Origin of the sequence: Pseudomonas sp. Ost2 (assembly GCF_018326065.1) — a bacterium.
Taxonomy (GTDB): Bacteria; Pseudomonadota; Gammaproteobacteria; order Pseudomonadales; family Pseudomonadaceae; genus Aquipseudomonas; species Aquipseudomonas gingeri.
Genome location: NZ_AP021904.1, coordinates 1,518,244 through 1,534,496, shown reverse-complemented (window position 1 = coordinate 1,534,496; position 16,253 = coordinate 1,518,244). Strand labels below are relative to the sequence as shown.

Annotated in this window: 9 protein-coding genes; 6 read left to right on the top strand and 3 right to left on the bottom strand. The window is 60.6% G+C overall.

Annotation, left to right across the window (positions count from 1 at the left end; genetic code table 11):
* Positions 1-386: 386 nt before the first annotated feature.
* The 4 genes from KI243_RS06655 (at position 387) to KI243_RS06640 (ending at position 4,425) form a co-directional block, all read left to right on the top strand.
* Positions 387-1,367 (top strand): tripartite tricarboxylate transporter substrate binding protein, encoded by a 981-nt coding sequence (locus KI243_RS06655; RefSeq protein ID WP_177085779.1) that lies wholly within the window; start codon positions 387-389, stop codon positions 1,365-1,367.
* A 62-nt stretch (positions 1,368-1,429) separates the two neighbouring features.
* Positions 1,430-1,888, top strand: a complete 459-nt coding sequence (locus KI243_RS06650) for a tripartite tricarboxylate transporter TctB family protein (RefSeq protein WP_177085777.1) — start codon at positions 1,430-1,432, stop codon at positions 1,886-1,888.
* A 1-nt stretch (position 1,889) separates the two neighbouring features.
* A complete protein-coding gene (locus KI243_RS06645) occupies positions 1,890-3,404 on the top strand; it encodes a tripartite tricarboxylate transporter permease (RefSeq protein ID WP_177085775.1) in 1,515 nt (504 codons plus the stop codon).
* Positions 3,397-4,425, top strand: a complete 1,029-nt coding sequence (locus tag KI243_RS06640; RefSeq protein ID WP_212810635.1) for an AbrB family transcriptional regulator — start codon at positions 3,397-3,399, stop codon at positions 4,423-4,425. Before KI243_RS06645 ends, KI243_RS06640 begins: the two co-directional genes overlap by 8 nt.
* Before the next feature lie 124 nt (positions 4,426-4,549).
* Here KI243_RS06640 and KI243_RS06635 read toward each other — a convergent pair whose 3' ends face one another.
* The 3 genes from KI243_RS06635 to KI243_RS06625 all read right to left on the bottom strand — a co-directional run bounded on the left by KI243_RS06635 (position 4,550) and on the right by KI243_RS06625 (position 11,170).
* Complete coding sequence (locus KI243_RS06635) at positions 4,550-4,903, bottom strand: hypothetical protein (protein ID WP_212810634.1); 354 nt, start codon at positions 4,901-4,903, stop codon at positions 4,550-4,552.
* Positions 4,904-5,079: 176 nt separating this feature from the next.
* Positions 5,080-7,998, bottom strand: coding sequence for a hypothetical protein (locus KI243_RS06630; RefSeq protein ID WP_212810633.1), 2,919 nt, complete (start codon positions 7,996-7,998; stop codon positions 5,080-5,082).
* Between the two features lie 250 nt (positions 7,999-8,248).
* The gene (locus KI243_RS06625) at positions 8,249-11,170 is read right to left on the bottom strand and encodes a hypothetical protein (RefSeq protein WP_212810632.1); all 2,922 of its coding nucleotides are present in this window, start codon (positions 11,168-11,170) and stop codon (positions 8,249-8,251) included.
* A gap of 391 nt (positions 11,171-11,561) precedes the next feature.
* On the opposite strand from KI243_RS06625, the gene KI243_RS06620 reads away from it, so the two are divergent.
* Positions 11,562-11,765, top strand: coding sequence for a hypothetical protein (locus KI243_RS06620; RefSeq protein WP_177085765.1), 204 nt, complete (start codon positions 11,562-11,564; stop codon positions 11,763-11,765).
* 229 nt (positions 11,766-11,994) lie between these two features.
* Positions 11,995-16,071, top strand: coding sequence for a hypothetical protein (locus KI243_RS06615; protein ID WP_212810631.1), 4,077 nt, complete (start codon positions 11,995-11,997; stop codon positions 16,069-16,071).
* Positions 16,072-16,253 lie beyond the last annotated feature (182 nt).

The following is a 16,253-nucleotide window of genomic DNA, read 5'->3' as shown; positions in this document are numbered from 1 at the left end:
TTGTTTATCGGGCCTTTCATGCTGAAAGGTTGGTGAAAGGTTAAGCCTTTAGAGTCTCCCTACGGACAGTTCCGACTGCCGATTCCTACGCGATACCGCTGTATCCAGGATAGTAAAACCCCGAAAAACGCCACGATGCGTTTTCGCCAAGAATAAGAACAATAATGGAGTCCGACACGATGCTGTCTCTACAGCCCCAGGCTCGTCCTTGCCCTTTTCGGTCACACTGTGCCTCCCGGCGCCCGCGCCCTGGCCGACCTCTCGTACCGCGCCAACCACCCCGTACCTCTGCCCTGCCGCCGGGTAGGCGCGCTTGCGGGTAAGCGAGCGCGTTGCCCCGCCACCCTCGAAACAAACCCATAACAACAACTCCCGTGGAGAGAACAATGGACCTGTCACTACGTAAACTCGCCCTCGCCGCCAGCGTCGTCCTGCTCGCCGGCCAAGCCCTGGCCGCCGAGCCCAAGCGCCCGGAATGCATCGCCCCGGCCTCGCCGGGCGGCGGCTTCGACCTGACCTGCAAGCTGGCGCAAAGCGCCCTGGTCAACGAGAAAGTCCTGAGCAAGCCGATGCGCGTGACCTACATGCCCGGCGGTGTCGGCGCCGTGGCCTACAATGCCGTGGTGGCCCAGCGCCCGGCCGACGCCGGGACCCTGGTGGCATGGTCCAGCGGCTCGCTGCTGAACCTGGCCCAGGGCAAGTTCGGCCGTTTCGATGAAAGCGCCGTGCGCTGGCTGGCCGCCGTCGGCACCAGCTATGGTGCCATCGCGGTGAAAAGCGATTCGCCGTACAAGAGCCTCGACGATCTGGTCAAGGCCCTGAAGAAGGACCCGAGCAGCGTCGTGATCGGTTCCGGCGGCACCGTCGGCAGCCAGGACTGGATGCAGACCGCACTGATCGCCAAGGCCGCCGGGATCAACCCGCGCGACCTGCGCTACGTGGCCCTCGAAGGCGGCGGCGAAATCGCCACCGCCCTGCTCGGCGGTCATATCCAGGTCGGCAGCACCGACATCTCCGACTCCATGCCGCACATCCTCAGCGGTGACATGCGCCTGCTGGCGGTGTTCTCCGAGCAGCGCCTGGACGAGCCGGAAATGAAAAACATCCCGACCGCCCGCGAACAGGGCTACGACATCGTCTGGCCAGTGGTGCGCGGTTTCTACCTCGGGCCGAAGGTCAGCGACGAAGACTACGCCTGGTGGAAAGACGCCTTCGACAAGCTGCTGGCTTCCGAAGAGTTCGCCAAGCTGCGCGACCAGCGCGAACTCTTCCCGTTCGCCATGACCGGCCCGGAGCTGGACACCTACGTGAAGAAGCAGGTTGCCGACTACAAAGTGCTGGCCAAGGAATTCGGCCTGATCCAGTGATCATCTTTCTCTAGTCGCGGCCACGCCTTCCGGTTACCGGCGGCGTGGCCCAGGAGTCCGTCATGCTCTTGCAACGCATTTTCGCCTTCACGCTGCTGCTGGCCTGCGCCGGCCTGGCGCTGATGGCCTGGCCCTACCAGGCCGCATTTTCCTATGAACCGGTGGGACCGCGGGCCTACCCGCTGCTGATGCTCGGCCTGATGGGCCTGGCGCTGTTGTACATGCTGTTCCGTCCGGCACCGATCAAGCACAACGACGACGAGCCACCACTGGACCGCCAGACCCTGACCAAGATCGGCATCTGCACCGCACTGCTGCTGGTGTTCGCCGGCACCTTCGAGCCGTTGGGCTTCATCCTCAGCAGCATCCTGATCGGCGTGCCGATGGCACGCCTGTACGGCGGTCGCTGGCTGCCCAGCGTGGTGATCATCAGCCTGATGAGCGTCGGGCTTTATCTGCTGTTCGATAAAGCCATGGACGTGCCGCTGCCCCTCGGACTGCTCGACGTTCTGGAGAACTGACATGGATACTTTCAGCTATTTGGGCCAGGGCTTCGGCGTCGCGCTCAGCCCCTACAACCTGGTCACCGCCCTCTGCGGCACCCTGATCGGCACCGTGGTCGGCCTGTTGCCGGGCCTGGGCCCGATCAACGGCGTCGCCCTGCTGATCCCGATTGCCTTCGCCCTCGGCCTGCCGCCGGAATCGGCGCTGATCCTGCTGGCGGCGGTCTACCTGGGCTGCGAATACGGCGGACGGATCAGCTCGATCCTGCTCAACATCCCTGGTGAAGCCTCCACCGTGATGACCACCCTCGACGGCTACCCGATGGCCCGCCAGGGCCTGGCCGGCGTGGCGCTGTCGCTGTCGGCCTGGAGCTCGTTCATCGGTGCCTTTATCGCCACCTGCGGCATGGTGCTGTTCGCCCCGCTGCTGGCGAAATGGGCCATCGCCTTCGGTCCGGCGGAGTACTTCGTGCTGATGGTCTTCGCCATTGTCTGCCTCGGCGGCATGGCCGGCGACCGACCGCTGAAGACCTTTATCGCGGCGCTGATCGGCCTGTTCCTGTCCAGTGTCGGGATCGATGCCAACAGCGGCGTCTACCGCTTCACCGGGGACAATATCCACCTCACCGACGGCATCCAGTTCGTCGTGCTGGTCCTGGGCCTGTTCTCCATCAGCGAAATCCTTCTGCTGCTGGAAAAGACCCACCATGGCCAGGAGGCCGTGAAAGCCACCGGGCGGATGATGTTCAACTTCAAGGAAGCGGCGTCGGTGTTCGTGGTGAACATCCGTTGCGGCCTGCTGGGCTTTATCATGGGCGTGTTGCCGGGTGCCGGCGCGACCCTCGCCAGTGCCGTGGCCTACATGACCGAGAAGCGCATCGCCGGTGCCGGCGGGACCTTCGGCCAGGGCGACAAGCGTGGCCTCGCCGCGCCGGAAACCGCCATCGGCGCCTCGGCCTGTGGCGCGCTGGTGCCGATGCTGACCCTCGGTGTCCCCGGCTCGGGTACCACCGCGGTGATGATCGGTGCCCTGTCGCTGTACAACATCACCCCGGGGCCGCTGCTGTTCCAGCAGCAACCGGATATCGTCTGGGGCCTGATCGCCTCGCTGTTCATCGCCAACATCATGCTGGTGATCCTCAATATCCCGATGATCCGCATCTTCACCCGCATCCTCGCCGTGCCGAACTGGGCGCTGGTGCCGGTGATCGCCATCATCACCGCGATCGGCGTCTACGCGGTGCACGCCACCACCTTCGACCTGTTCCTGATGATCGGCATCGGCATCTTCGGCTACATCCTGCGCAAGCTGGACTTCCCGCTGTCGCCGGTACTGCTGGGCTTTATCCTCGGCGGGCTGATGGAGTCGAACCTGCGCCGGGCGCTGTCGATTTCCAACGGTGCGCTGGAGATCCTCTGGTCGAGCCCGATCAGCCTCGGCGTCTGGGTCCTGACCTTCATCATGCTGTCGATGCCGCTGCTGCGCATCTGGCGCAAGCGTGCCGCCCAGCGTCGTGCCCTGGCCAATGCGTGAGAAAACCTTCAGGGACTGGTGGGGAACGCCGCTGGTCGGCCTGGTCGGCGGTTACCTCGCCAGCCAGGTCGGCTGGCCGCTGCCGTGGATGGTCGGCTCGTTGCTGGCGATCATCCTGGTGCGCTGCCTGACTCCCTGGCAACTGGCGGAAATCCCCGGCGGGCGCAAGACCGGCCAGTGGGTGGTCGGCATCGGCATCGGCCTGCACTTCACCCCGGTGGTGATGGAGCAGGTCCTGGCGCATTTCGGCCTGATCTTTTTCGGCGCGCTGGTCACCAGCCTCTCCAGCGTACTCGGCGTCTGGTTGCTGCGGCGCACCGGCGAGGATCGCGCCACGGCGTTCTTCTCCAGCATGCCGGGCGGCTCCGGGGAGATGGTCAACCTCGGCGCGCGCAATGGCGCGGTGCTCAGCCGGGTCGCGGCGGGACAGAGCCTGCGGGTGCTGGTGGTGGTGCTGTGCGTACCGGCCGCCTTCAAGTACCTGCTCGGCGATGGCGTGCCGCTGGGCGGTGCGAGTGTCGTCGACTGGCGCTGGCTGGCCGCGCTGTTCCCCCTGGGCGCCCTGCTCGCCTGGCTCTGGCAGCGCTTGCGCCAGCCCAATCCATGGTTGTTCGGACCGTTGCTGGTGAGTGCGACGGTGAGCATCGCCTGGGACCTGCATATCGGCCTGCCCAACGGTGGCAGCCAGATCGGCCAGTGGCTGATCGGCAGCGGCCTGGGTTGTCATTTCAATCGCGAGTTCTTTCGCCGCGCGCCCTCGTTCATGGGCCGTACACTGATCGGCACCGCCTTGACCATGCTGATCGCCAGCCTCTCGGCCTGGGCCCTGAGTGCGCTGACCCACCTCGATCTGCGTTCGCTGACCCTGGGCATGATGCCCGGCGGTATCGCGGAAATGAGCCTGACCGCCGAGACCCTGCAACTGTCGGTGCCGCTGGTGACGGCGATGCAGGTGATGCGCTTGTTGTTCGTGCTGTTTCTGGCGGAACCGTTGTTTCGCTATTGGAGCCGGCAGGCTTGAGGGACTGCCTGGCTTGCAGGTCGAGCAACCCTTTCCTTGCGGATCAATGCCGAGTCATCAGCAAGGAAAGAGTTTCAGGAAAACCGCCTATCCACCTGGATCTGGCGCCTGTTGGTTTCATTTGTCAGTAGGTTAATCTAAAGAGAAGTCGAACTGACTCACCGACATTACTTACGACGTAATAGAGGTTTATGAGATCGAGATGCTCTCCCCAATACAAAAAATGGCGATTTTCAATCTTTATTGTCGCCTTGCCGCTTGACGCTTCAGACGCGGAAACCGTATGGGGAATTTGGAAACGATCTACAAGTCTATCCCCCACAAGAAGAATGGAGTCCCCTGCCTTGATACCATCGTACCTGACCTCTGCGGTGGCAGGCCCTCCTCCCAGATCCGGGACGTGAAGCACATCACCTGAAAGTTCAAGAAGATGAGGTTGTGGCAAAGTATATTTAATCACTTCTGTTGAATCCGTCATTACCCTGACTCCTTTAATAAAACCAGATATAAGAAAATCCGACATGGGCAGTAATCCACCGTGCCCATGCCTTCATTTCCCCAGGCCATTCCAACAACAAATCAACACCCCGGAAACTGTCAAAAATGACAGTCCCGACAAAAGGTCCTGGGAAACCGGAGAAGCTGGAATCAGCCTTACAGCCCCAGTTCCCTTACTCGCACATTGTCCACCGCGTAATCGTTCCCCAGCCCGGTCGCGACATGGTTATACAGTTGTAAGCGCATGGTGCTGGCTGTCGCGGTAAACACACCTTTCAAGGTCTGCCAGTTCTGATGAGAAATGGTCACAGGTCCCACCAATGATTTACCCTCGACCCACAGAGACACTATGGGAGCGCTCGGCACATCGTTCACGCGTCGAATGGCAATACTGAACTCATATTTCATACCCGGTTCAAGGCCGCGGTAGTCTCGATACAGAAACACACCGTTGGATTGATTCGTGTACGTCCAGTTGTACAAGAACCAGTTACCGTCCTCGTGCTTGATGACCAGGTCACGGGGATCCGCCGCGGCGGGGCCTTTGAGCCAGCTGTTCCAGTCACCGTTGTCAAACGGGGTCAGGTCATCGAAGGGCAGGCGTACCGTCAGTTCCAGTACCGGGAACCTCACGGCCTCACTTTCATTGGCACTGCCATCGGCGGTGACCTTGCAGGTGAAGCTCAGGGGGCTGACGTTTTCCAGTTGCTCAAGCTGGGCACGCGACACCGGCGAGCGCAGCCCACTGCCGACCTGGCTCGCCGTCACCGGCTCGCCCTGCAGGATCCTGAAGATCACCGGATTGCCCTTCTTCCCGACCCCGAGGCCCGTCAACCAGACCTTCTGCCCCGGCTGGATGAACCACCACGGTTCCACCGTGATCGTGGCATCGCCGATAAAGGTACGCACGTCGAGAATGCCTCGGGTCGCCTGCGGCACCACCGGTGTCGGCAACCGGACGGGCACGCTGATCTGCAGATCGAGATCCGGAGAAGTCGCCACCTTGCAGCGGCCGGTGACGGTATAGCGGATCGGTATCGTCTTGCCGATCCCCTGGATCACCGCCTCGCGCGGAATATGAAAATCGACATGCCCCGGTTCGTCGTTACCGGGTTTCGGCTCCAGCGGCAGGCAGCCCCCGGTATCGCGTTGCCAGCAGGGCTGAATGCTGTGCCGGGCATTGATGGCCTCGTATTCCACCCGCAGCGTCACCCCGTCCCTGCCGTTGTAGACGGTCAGGAGCGAACCGACGGCCTCACGGACAGTGGGCGCCTTCAGGACCCAATCCTCCTGGGTGATTTCCAGCGTCAGGGTCGGGAACAGCGTGGCCGTGGGCTTATCGGCAATCCCGTTGAAATTCACCGCGAAGTGCACCTCGAATCGACTGCAGTCCGCCAGCTTTTGCAGTTGGGCACGCGGCAGCAGGCTGCTCACGCCCTTCTCCAGCCACTCGGCATCCAGCGGTTCGCCGGCGAGCACCTGAAAGCTGTAGGGGCTGCCATCCTCCAGCTCGCCGGTCACCCAGAGCCAGCAAGGCTGTCCAAGCACCCGGTAGTCCCAGGGTTCGACCACACAATCGGCATCCCCGGCAAAGGTATTGAGGTCCAGCTTGCCGGCAGTGGCTTGCTCCACCATCGGTGTCGGCAGTTGGCTGATATCGAGCACCGTCACCCGGCGCGGCGGTGAGGGCCAGAACACGCCCGAGCTTTGCGTCACGCTATAGGACACCGTGACCGTCTGGAGCAAGTTCGCACTGATGGCCGACGGCGGTACCCGGAACTCGATGGACGTTTCGCCTTCCCGTACCTCACCGCACTCGAGCGCCGGCGAACCGGCCCCGGGCGTACCCTCCCAGGCGGGACAGACCCAATCTCCCGCGCTCATGCCGCTATAGGCCACCACGATGGTTGCACCCTCGGTGGTGTTGACCGGATTCAGCAGCCAGCCGTCGGTCCCGTCCTGGGTCGATTCACGGACACTGGGCGGCGGCAGGACCAGCCTGACCGGCACATGCATCGTCAGCTCCAGCGGTTTCAGGCTAATGGCATCGCCCTGCCCATGGTCAATCTTGCAAGTGACCGTCAGCAGGCTCAGATCGGCCAGCTGCTCCAGGTCCTCACGCGGCAGCGGACGATTCAGCCCTTCGCCCACCTCGCTTTCCGTGACCGTTTCGCCCTGCATCAGCACGATCTCGAGCAGGCTGCCGTCGCGCCGGGTCCCCGTGGCCTGCAACCAGACCTTTTGCCCGGCCTGGATAAACGGCCAGGGCGCCACGGTGCACTCGGCATCGCCGTCGAATGTGCGGATATCGAGCATGCCTTCGCGGGCCTGGGCGACTTTTGGAGCGGGCAGCGGGTCCTTGTTCAGCGTGATAAACGATATTCCCGGCCAGAACATGATGTCGTGGGATTGCCCACCGAAAGACATAAGAAAAACGAAGTGGAGAATGCTGCCGGAAGGGTACGTGGCGTATACGTCACTGGGAAACCTGCGTTGCCAGCCAAAACGGATATCCACCTCGGTCACCGGTTCTCGGTGCTGGAGCCGAAAGTAGTCTCTTTCGCCGTCAGGCTTCTCGATATGAGTCCATACCGTAACCCGGCAGTCCGACGTAATAAACGGCCAGGCATCGATTTGGAGGATGAAATGATCGTCGCTCAGCGCTGACAGAAACAGGGTATTGTCGAACACTGGCAATATTTTCTGCGGCGGGAACGTGCTCTGCCGCGCGACCCTGACATCGGCCACCTGCGACTTGAACGTCTCTTCATCGCGGGTCACCGTGTAGAAAAAACGGGCATACATGTCCAGGACATACCCGACATAGTCATAGGGCACCGTGAAATGGACCACGCCCTCGGCATTCCCGTACACGGGCTCTATCGGGGCAAACTCTTCATCCGGCAGCAGGCCCGGCCAGCAGAAGCGGATCAGGTCGGTCGGCAGCATGTCGGGGTATCGGACCTCGACAGGCGTACCGTCCAATGGCACCAGAAGACTGTCAAGGCGCCCGCCATCGGCATCCAGCAATTTGGCTTCGGGCAAATCGAGCTCGGCAAGCGGTGTTTCTTTCATCAGGACGACTCCTGCTCGGAACATGGGCCATCGGCCGCCCACCGCCACTGCGCGTTGACCTTATTTGAAGTTCCGGGAAGGGGTAATGTCTACTGTCAGAAATGACAGTCTTGACCTTAAATAAGAGGAAAACCGACCGACGGGTTTTCACTGCCGTTCCACGCTGCGGGACCATGCCTCAGGTCCCGTGTTCCTCCTGAACGGGGGAACATCGCGTTCCCCCGTTTCTTGTCAGACAGACTCAGTGTACTCAGCCCCACAGGGTAAAGAAGTCCATGATGATGTAATCGTTACTGACCACTTCCACGGAGGCAATGCGTTCACCCACGGGCGCAGAGTAGTCGACCCAATAATTGATGACCCCCGTTCCTCCTCCTGTGAGAGCACGCTCTTCCAGGAGCCGCCCCTGTTTGTTATAGAAAAAGATCGTCGCGGACAGATTGAGGTACATGAAGGAAAATCTGACCCGCAGGTACTCCAGCTTGAGCGCCAGGCGCGCACGCTGTGTTCCCGAGTTTGCAATGCTCATGGCGAGCGAGTGCCCGGAGACCATGTCCGGATTGTTGTTGTCGGTGTATTGGATTATCCCGGCCTCTCCCCGAGAGTCGGGCAACAAGGTAACCGTCATCGTCGGCGCCTCGATGCTTTGCCCCGCCGTGATCTTCTTCAAGGGGACCGTCTCGAATCTTTCGTAGTCGATGACCGCCCTGAGCACCTTCAACGTCAGCGGCACAAAGCTGATCGCCTGGCTTTCCTGAGTGCTGCCATCGGCGGTGACCTTGCAGGTAAAGGTCAGCTCGCTTTGATTTTTCAATGAGTCGAGAACCGTCCGCTGCAAGATCCTGTGCAGCCCCTTGCCCACCTCATCCAACGTCACGGCCGCGCCATTGATGACCGTGAAGGTGTAGTTACTGCCATTTTGCAAAGTCCCGACCCCACGCAACCAGCACTTCTGCCCGGCCAGGATGAACCACCATTTTTCAACCGTGATATCGGCATTGCCAACAAAAGTCCGCAGATCCAGAACGCCTCCGGCCGCCTGTCGTACCACCGGCGCAGGCAGGCGCGTGGGCAGCAGGATGTTCAACCGGAGCAAGGGCGAGGTGGCATTCTTGCACGGGCTGGTCACCGAATAACTGACGGGGACGGTCTTGCCCATTCCGGCAATCACTGCTTCGCGTGGTACATGGAAATCGACATGACCCGGATCACTGTTGCCGTCCTGGGCGTCAATCGGCACAAAACTGCCATCGGGACGTTGCCAGCGGACCTGGATGCTCTGCCGAGCATTCATCCGCTCATACTCCACCCGTACGGTGGCCCCGTCCTGTGCATTGAACGGTGTCAGCGTCGAGCCTACCGCCTCCAGCACCGAGGGCTCGTGCAACGTCAGGTTCTCTTGCACAAGGTGCAGCTCCAGCAGCGGAAAAACGACTGCCGACGACTTGTCCGAGCGACCATCGAAGTTGACCGCGAAATACACCGTCAGCGTGCTGCAATCCGCCAGTTTCTCCAGTTCGTGCCGCAACACTCCCGCAACCACTCCTTGCACCACGCCTTCGGCCGGCAGGGGTTCGCCCTCAAGCACCTCGAGAACATGGGGAGAACCATCCTCCAATTCTCCCGTGATCCACAGCCAGCAGGGTTGGTCCCGGGCAATGAAGTCCCAAGGCTCCACCGTGCACTCGATATCGCCTTCGAACGTGTTGAGATCCAATACGTCAAGGGTGGCCTGGCTCACCGCGGGAGTCGGCAACCCTGCCAGGGCCATGATCTGCAGGGACAACTCGGGTGACGGGAGTGTCTGCCCCCTGTACTCCACGAAGTAACCGACCTCTACGGTGGTACCGAGATTGGCCGTCACTGCCGAAGGCGGCACGGGGAAATCGACATGACCGTCACGACTCCCGGACGCAGAGCCCAAGACAGGTGTGCCCAATCCGGGCTGCCCTGTCCAGAAAGGGTGAATGATGTGATGAATGCTCATGTGCTCATAGGCAACCCGCACCGTCGCGCCGTCGATGGCATTGATCGGATTCAACAGCGAACCGGATGCCTGCAGTACGCTTGGCGCAATCAGTTCGAGGGCTTCCTGAAGCACCTTGAGCCGCAGTTCCGGAAACCAGATCGCGGTACTCTCATCGGCCGGGCCATGACTGTTGACACCAAAGTGCACAGACAAGTAACTGCCATCGCGCAGCTGTTTCAGTGCTCCACGTGGCAGGAGAGTGCTCAGTCCCTGGAATTCGCCATCGGGAACAAACGGCTCGCCCAGCAACACCTCGATACGCAATGAGCTTCCGTCATCAAGCTCACCGATGACATGCAGCCATGTCGGCTGCCCCGTCTGGGCGAAAGGCCAGCGGGCGACCCGGCATTGTGGGTCACCGCGGACAACCTCAAGGTCCAACAGCCCGTCCGGTGCTTGCGGTACCTCCGGGGTAGGCAGGGGGTCCTTGTTCAGCCCTACAAAGGCTATCCCTGGAAGGAACCGGATGCTGTGGGACTGGCCGCCGAAAGAGGCAAACAAATCGAAGAACAGTATGCTGCCGGAAGGACTCGTGGCGTATACGTCACTGGAAAACCGGCGAGTCCAGCCGACACGGATATCCGTCGCGGTCACCCGCTCCTGTGTCACGAGACGGAAGTTGATTCTTTCACCGCCGGGCTTTTCGACATGCGCCCACACCGTGACCCGGCAGTCCGACGTGATAAACGGCCAGGGGTCCATCTGCAACGTGAAATGATCGTCACTCAGCGCCGACAGGAACAGGGTATTGTCGATCAACGGCACAAGGTGCAGAAGCGGAAAGGTGCTCGGTCGCGTGATCCTGACCGTGTCCGCCCGCGACTTGAACGTCTCTTCATCGCGGGTCACCGTGTAGAAAAAACTGGCATACATGTCCAGGACATAGCCGACATAGTCATAGGGCACCCTGAACTGGACCACGCCCTCGGCATTCCCGTACACGGGCTCTATCGGGGCAAACTCTTCATCCGGCAGCAGGCCCGGCCAGCAGAAGCGGATCAGGTCGGTCGGCAGCATATCGGGGTATCGGACTTCGACAGGCGTGCCGTCCAGGGGCACCAGAAGACTGTCGAGGTGCCCGCCATCGGCATCCAGCAATTTGGCTTCGGGCAAGTCGAGCTCGGCAAGCGGTTGCTCTTTCATCACGCACACTCCTGTTCGGAACATGGGCTATCGGCTGCCCGCCGCCACTGCGCGTTGAGGTCATTTGAAGTTTCGGGAGAGGGAATGTCTACTGTCAGAAATGACAGTTTCAGCCGCGCAAGGCTGTAAAGTGGACCAACGGTTTCACACTCTTTTTCCAATGACCATTCGTCGATACTGTCATTTCTGACAGGTAGCCCTTCCTGCCACTTCGGTGTCGAATGAATCACCAAGCCTCAGAAAATACCTCTTTGATTCGCTGACACGCCGAGTACCAGCAGAGAGAGGCAGTGCAACGCGCAGTCTTCAACAGGCTTGCTACTTTCAGGGATGAAAAAACGCTCAGTGAAAGCAAATCCGGCTCAATCACTTTTTTCATAGAGGCGTCTTTATGACAACTAAAATAGTGGTAATGGCAGGCAACAAGAAAACAGCGTTTAAAGCAAAGGCAGAAGTTTTAGTCGTCCCCGTCCAAGGAGATGTCATCAATGGCCAGCTAGCTCCAGGAAAACGCTCGCTGGTGACCTTGAGGGAACATAAACTCGAAGAAGATGGCAGTTACTTAATCATCCTCCACCTCGCGGACTATGAATAAACGATCTGGTTAAAGCCCCTCCTGGCAAGCACTTGACGCGACCGCGATAGAGAATTGAAAGGGGAATAAGACTCCCCTTTTCAATTTGAAATCACCGGTACAGACCACTCGTCGCCACTGTCATTTCTGACAGCTAGCCAGCCACTCCCTCCCGACGTTGAATGGTCTTTACGACTCGCCATCCGGGCTTTCGGGTCGCCCTCTTCCGTGACTTGTCAGGAACCCGACCATGAACGACTACGTTGATCCCCTGCTCCCCAGCGACGCTCCATCGCAAGCACGCACCTTCGACCTGAGCCAGCCAGAACCTATCACCCCCGTGCCCTTCAACGAGCTCGATCTCTACATTCCCAATATGACCGCGCCCGTGGTCGGCTTCGACGGCGGCATCAACCGGGCGGCCCTCGATGCCCACCGGGACAGGGGCCTGCAGTGCATCCTGCTGCCCTACCGGCCCATGGCCGAAAACGACTTCATCGAACTGTTCTGCCGAGACACCGTCACTCCTGTGGCCTTTCATACCGTCAGCGATATCGAGGCCGCCAACAACGCGCAGATATCACTGTTCATCCCCCGCGCACGCCTGCCCGACGGCCCCGCCGATCCGGTGTTCTTTCACCTGACCCGGGTGAGTGGCAACGACGATGAAACCGCGCGCTTTCGCCTCAAGGTCGATACCGTCTCCCCAGGCGGTCGCAATCCCGTCGCCAGCACCTACTACAACGAAAACCTGGCCATGCCGGTCTTTCCCCAGGACCTGATCGATTTTGGGGTCGGCGAGGGTGATATCGAGGTTCCGGTACCGGTCCGCATCGATTTTTATCCTGCGATCAGCCCCCCGGCACCGGATATCAACCGCGCCGTGCGTGACCGCATCCGCCTGAGCATCGGCGGCTATATCATCGAGCACCGGGTCACCGAGGGCGAATTCGAAAGCACCGACCCGATCACCCTCCGGGTCAACACCGGTGACTGGCAAAAGATCGGCAGCGGCGAACATGTCTGCGAATACGAGGTGGTCGACGAGGTCGGCAACTACTCCGATGGCTGGTCACCGGCGCAGCTACTTGAAGTGCGTCTGGACGATCAGGCCGAGCCTTTGCTCTACGAACCCTATGTGGAGGAATCCGACGAGAACAATGAGCTCGATGCCGATGCCCTCGAGGGCGCCGACGCGACGATTGTCGTCGCCCTTCACCGGGCGGACTTCGCCGTCGACGATATCGTCCGGGTCAGGCTCAACGGCCGAACATTCGAGGGCCAGCGTGTCACCCGGTATATCGAACATACCGTGGTCGCCAGCGAGCTGGGACGCACCGCGCGGATCCCCTGGAAGAACAGCGACATCCTGCCCCTGATCAAGGGGCGGGTGCAGGTCTCTTATGTGCGGATCCGCTCCTCGGCCCTGGAGCGAGGTTCGCGTAGCGTCATCGTCTATATCACCGGCACCCAGGTCGGCACCGGCCTGCCGGCGCCCACGGTCGAGGGCGCGCCCGGCGATGTATTGCCGCCGGATATCGCCTTCCTGATCGTCCATATCAAGGAATATGTGGGCCAGGATCCTTTCGACCGGGTCACCCTGGTGCTCGACGGCACCTATGCCAATGGCCGGTCGTACTACAAGGAAGTCGACGATATCGCCGGCACCGGCGATATCGTCTTCCACTTGCAAAACGGTCCCAATGGCGATATCGCCCGGCTCGAAGGCGGGACCTTGCGTCTCTACTACTGGGTGGAAAACGAGATGGGTAAATTCCCGTCCGAGGACCTGCTGCTCGATGTCGGCGAACCGCAGGCTTCGCTACCACCGGTAGAGGTGGATGAGGCGCCACCGCCCGATCACATTTTCGACCCCGAGGTGTCGCCGTTCGATGCCAGGGTACTGGTCAAGGCGAACGTGGACATCATCGAGAACGACATCATCAACCTCCACGCCGAGGGTAGCGTCGCCGGGGGCAGCGCACCGGTATTCGTCTTCCCTGTCACCGCGACCTGGGTCGGTCGGGACCTGCCCTTCACCCTCAAGCGCGAGTACATCCTGCCCAACCTGGACCGCTCGATGCACCTGTACTACACCCTCGCCCGGGCTGGCGCACGGCCCCGCTTTTCCCATCCCTTCATCATGAAGGTCGGCAGTGCGCTGGAGCTGCCCGTACCACATATTCTGGAAAGCACCATTACCGGGCCTGACACCGCAACGATCAATCCGCTGCACGTCGACTCGCCACCGATGGTCACCATTCGCGTGCGCTATAGCCCGATGTACCCCAGCGACAACATCACCGTGCATTGGATCGGCAAGCCGGGGATCGGCACACCGGCCATCGAGCCCAAGCCGGGTCTTGCCTCGGGCCAGGTCGACTTCACGGCCCCGAGCAGCGCGGTGGCGGCGGCCATCGGTGGCGGTTGCCAGGTGAGCTACAGCGTGGAACGCGGCGGTGCCACGACCCCGTCCCAAATCCTGCAGGTCAGTGTTTCCGAGTTCAATCAAGGCGACCTGCCAACACCCAAGTTCTATGCGGACAATGTCGAGGTGACCGGCGGCACGCTCGATATCACCAGGACCATAAAAATGCGCCTGCCTTCCTGGCCGTTGATAGCGGCGGGACAGAGAGTCTGGTTGAGGCTGACGGGGCAGCCGAACAATTACACCCTCTGGGAGGACGCCGAGGTTTCAGCGGCCTGGGTCAGGGACGGTTTTGCGGAAATACCGGTACCGCCCAGTTACCTGAATGGGCTGCTCGACACCAGCTCGCTGACAGCGACCTTCAAGGTGACCCTTGACCACAGCAGCGTCGAAGCCAATGCCAAGACTTTCCCATCGCGTACCGTGACCGTGCAAAATCAGCTCTCTGTCATTCCGACCATCACCTCCATCAAGGATGCCGGCGGCACCGAGATCACCAATGGCACCCGCGTGATCACGACGACCATGACACTCACGGGCACAGCCGCCAATAGACAGCAGGTGCAGATTCGTGACGGCAACGACGTCCTGCGCACGGTCGCCGCTGACGACAACGGAACCTGGAGCACACCCGCGCTGACGGTGACAGCCAAGGACTACAGCATCACCGCGCGCGGCCTGTATGGCAGCAATCCGGAGTCCACTCCGCCGCGCACCTTTACCGTCATCCGTGAGGTGAGACCGGAGATTACTGGCGTGCACACCTCTACCGGGGCTTCGGTACCTCACAATGGCAGTACCGATCAAAGAAGCCTGACGCTGTCCGGGACCGCGACGCCCAACTCCACCATCGAGGTACGCAGAGGTGGGACAGTTATCTTGACCACCAGCGTCAATGCTTCTGGAATCTGGAGCGATCACATCAACAACCTGCCCCTCGAACGACACGACCTCATCGCCAAAGTCGTCGGTGGGGTGCTGTCGTCCGACATCAGGACTTTCACCGTAATCGCCTCTGTAACGCCGAGCATCACCCGTGTCACCGACGCCGAGGGTGTTATACCTGATAACGGCACCACCTCCAGCGTTAACCTGACGGTCTACGGCACGGGCCGTGAAAACTCGACGGTGCAGATACGCAACCGTGGTGGAGTTATTGCCACAGCGTCCGTTGGCAGTCAGAAAACCTGGGAAACCTCGCTCACCGCACTAGCGGATGGGGATTATGAGCTGACGGCGATTACGCTCGGCGAGACGCAGGTGTCACCGCCCTATCGCTTCAAGATCGCAACACTGCCGTTGAGCCTGGTCAACCTGGTCGCCAGCCCGCACGGGGGTACCGATCCGCTTCCCGCGCCTTTCACATTTGCTCTGAACAGCGGCTTTCCGAGAACGCTGTTCCCCGGCGCCATTTTCGATATCGGGTTTGCCGGCGGAGCCAGACCCGTGAAGTTCACTTCCTCGAATTCAGCGGTCGCGAGTATCGATGGCAAGGGGCGAGTCACCGTCCATTCCAAACCTGGCGCATCGATTACCTTCACGATCACGGATGCGAGAAATGTAACCGTTACACATACGTTGGCCGTGCCACAACTTTATGTACGACCATCACCCCAGCTTTACGGTACAACCGCAGTTCCCGCCAATGCGATTTCAAGCCAGCAATTCTCCAATGCTACGTCCAACCGAATGGTTGGAACTTTGTGGGGTGAATGGGGCCCGCTATTTAGCAGTTACCCCGGCACCTGGGTGAATGACGGCACGCTGCCAGCTTACTGGACCTCGACGCCTTATAGCGATCCGCGGTATTACAACTTTACCGGGAATATGCAGTGGGGAACCCAGGGGTTTAATATGCACAACCCTTCCATTCGCCTGCGTGCAATGATGAGGGAGTAAGAGTGAATATCGCCTTGAGTCCGTTGCGAGGAACGGGCATCAACAGGCGTTAGCAAACTCACGCTCACTGACAGGGGGGAGCCCTGCTCTCCCCTGTCTTTCGACATCCACCACTCGTCGCCACTGTCATTTCTGACAGCTAGCCAGCCACTCCCTCCCAGCGTTGAATGGTCTTTACGACT

Excerpts from the sequence above, each read along its gene's own strand:
- KI243_RS06655 (WP_177085779.1), top strand. The coding sequence starts at position 387 with ATGGACCTGTCACTACGTAAACTCGCCCTCGCCGCCAGCGTCGTCCTG.
- KI243_RS06650 (WP_177085777.1), top strand. The coding sequence starts at position 1,430 with ATGCTCTTGCAACGCATTTTCGCCTTCACGCTGCTGCTGGCCTGCGCC.
- KI243_RS06645 (WP_177085775.1), top strand. The coding sequence starts at position 1,890 with ATGGATACTTTCAGCTATTTGGGCCAGGGCTTCGGCGTCGCGCTCAGC.
- KI243_RS06640 (WP_212810635.1), top strand. The coding sequence starts at position 3,397 with ATGCGTGAGAAAACCTTCAGGGACTGGTGGGGAACGCCGCTGGTCGGC.
- KI243_RS06635 (WP_212810634.1), bottom strand. The coding sequence starts at position 4,903 with ATGACGGATTCAACAGAAGTGATTAAATATACTTTGCCACAACCTCAT.
- KI243_RS06630 (WP_212810633.1), bottom strand. The coding sequence starts at position 7,998 with ATGAAAGAAACACCGCTTGCCGAGCTCGATTTGCCCGAAGCCAAATTG.
- KI243_RS06625 (WP_212810632.1), bottom strand. The coding sequence starts at position 11,170 with ATGAAAGAGCAACCGCTTGCCGAGCTCGACTTGCCCGAAGCCAAATTG.
- KI243_RS06620 (WP_177085765.1), top strand. The coding sequence starts at position 11,562 with ATGACAACTAAAATAGTGGTAATGGCAGGCAACAAGAAAACAGCGTTT.
- KI243_RS06615 (WP_212810631.1), top strand. The coding sequence starts at position 11,995 with ATGAACGACTACGTTGATCCCCTGCTCCCCAGCGACGCTCCATCGCAA.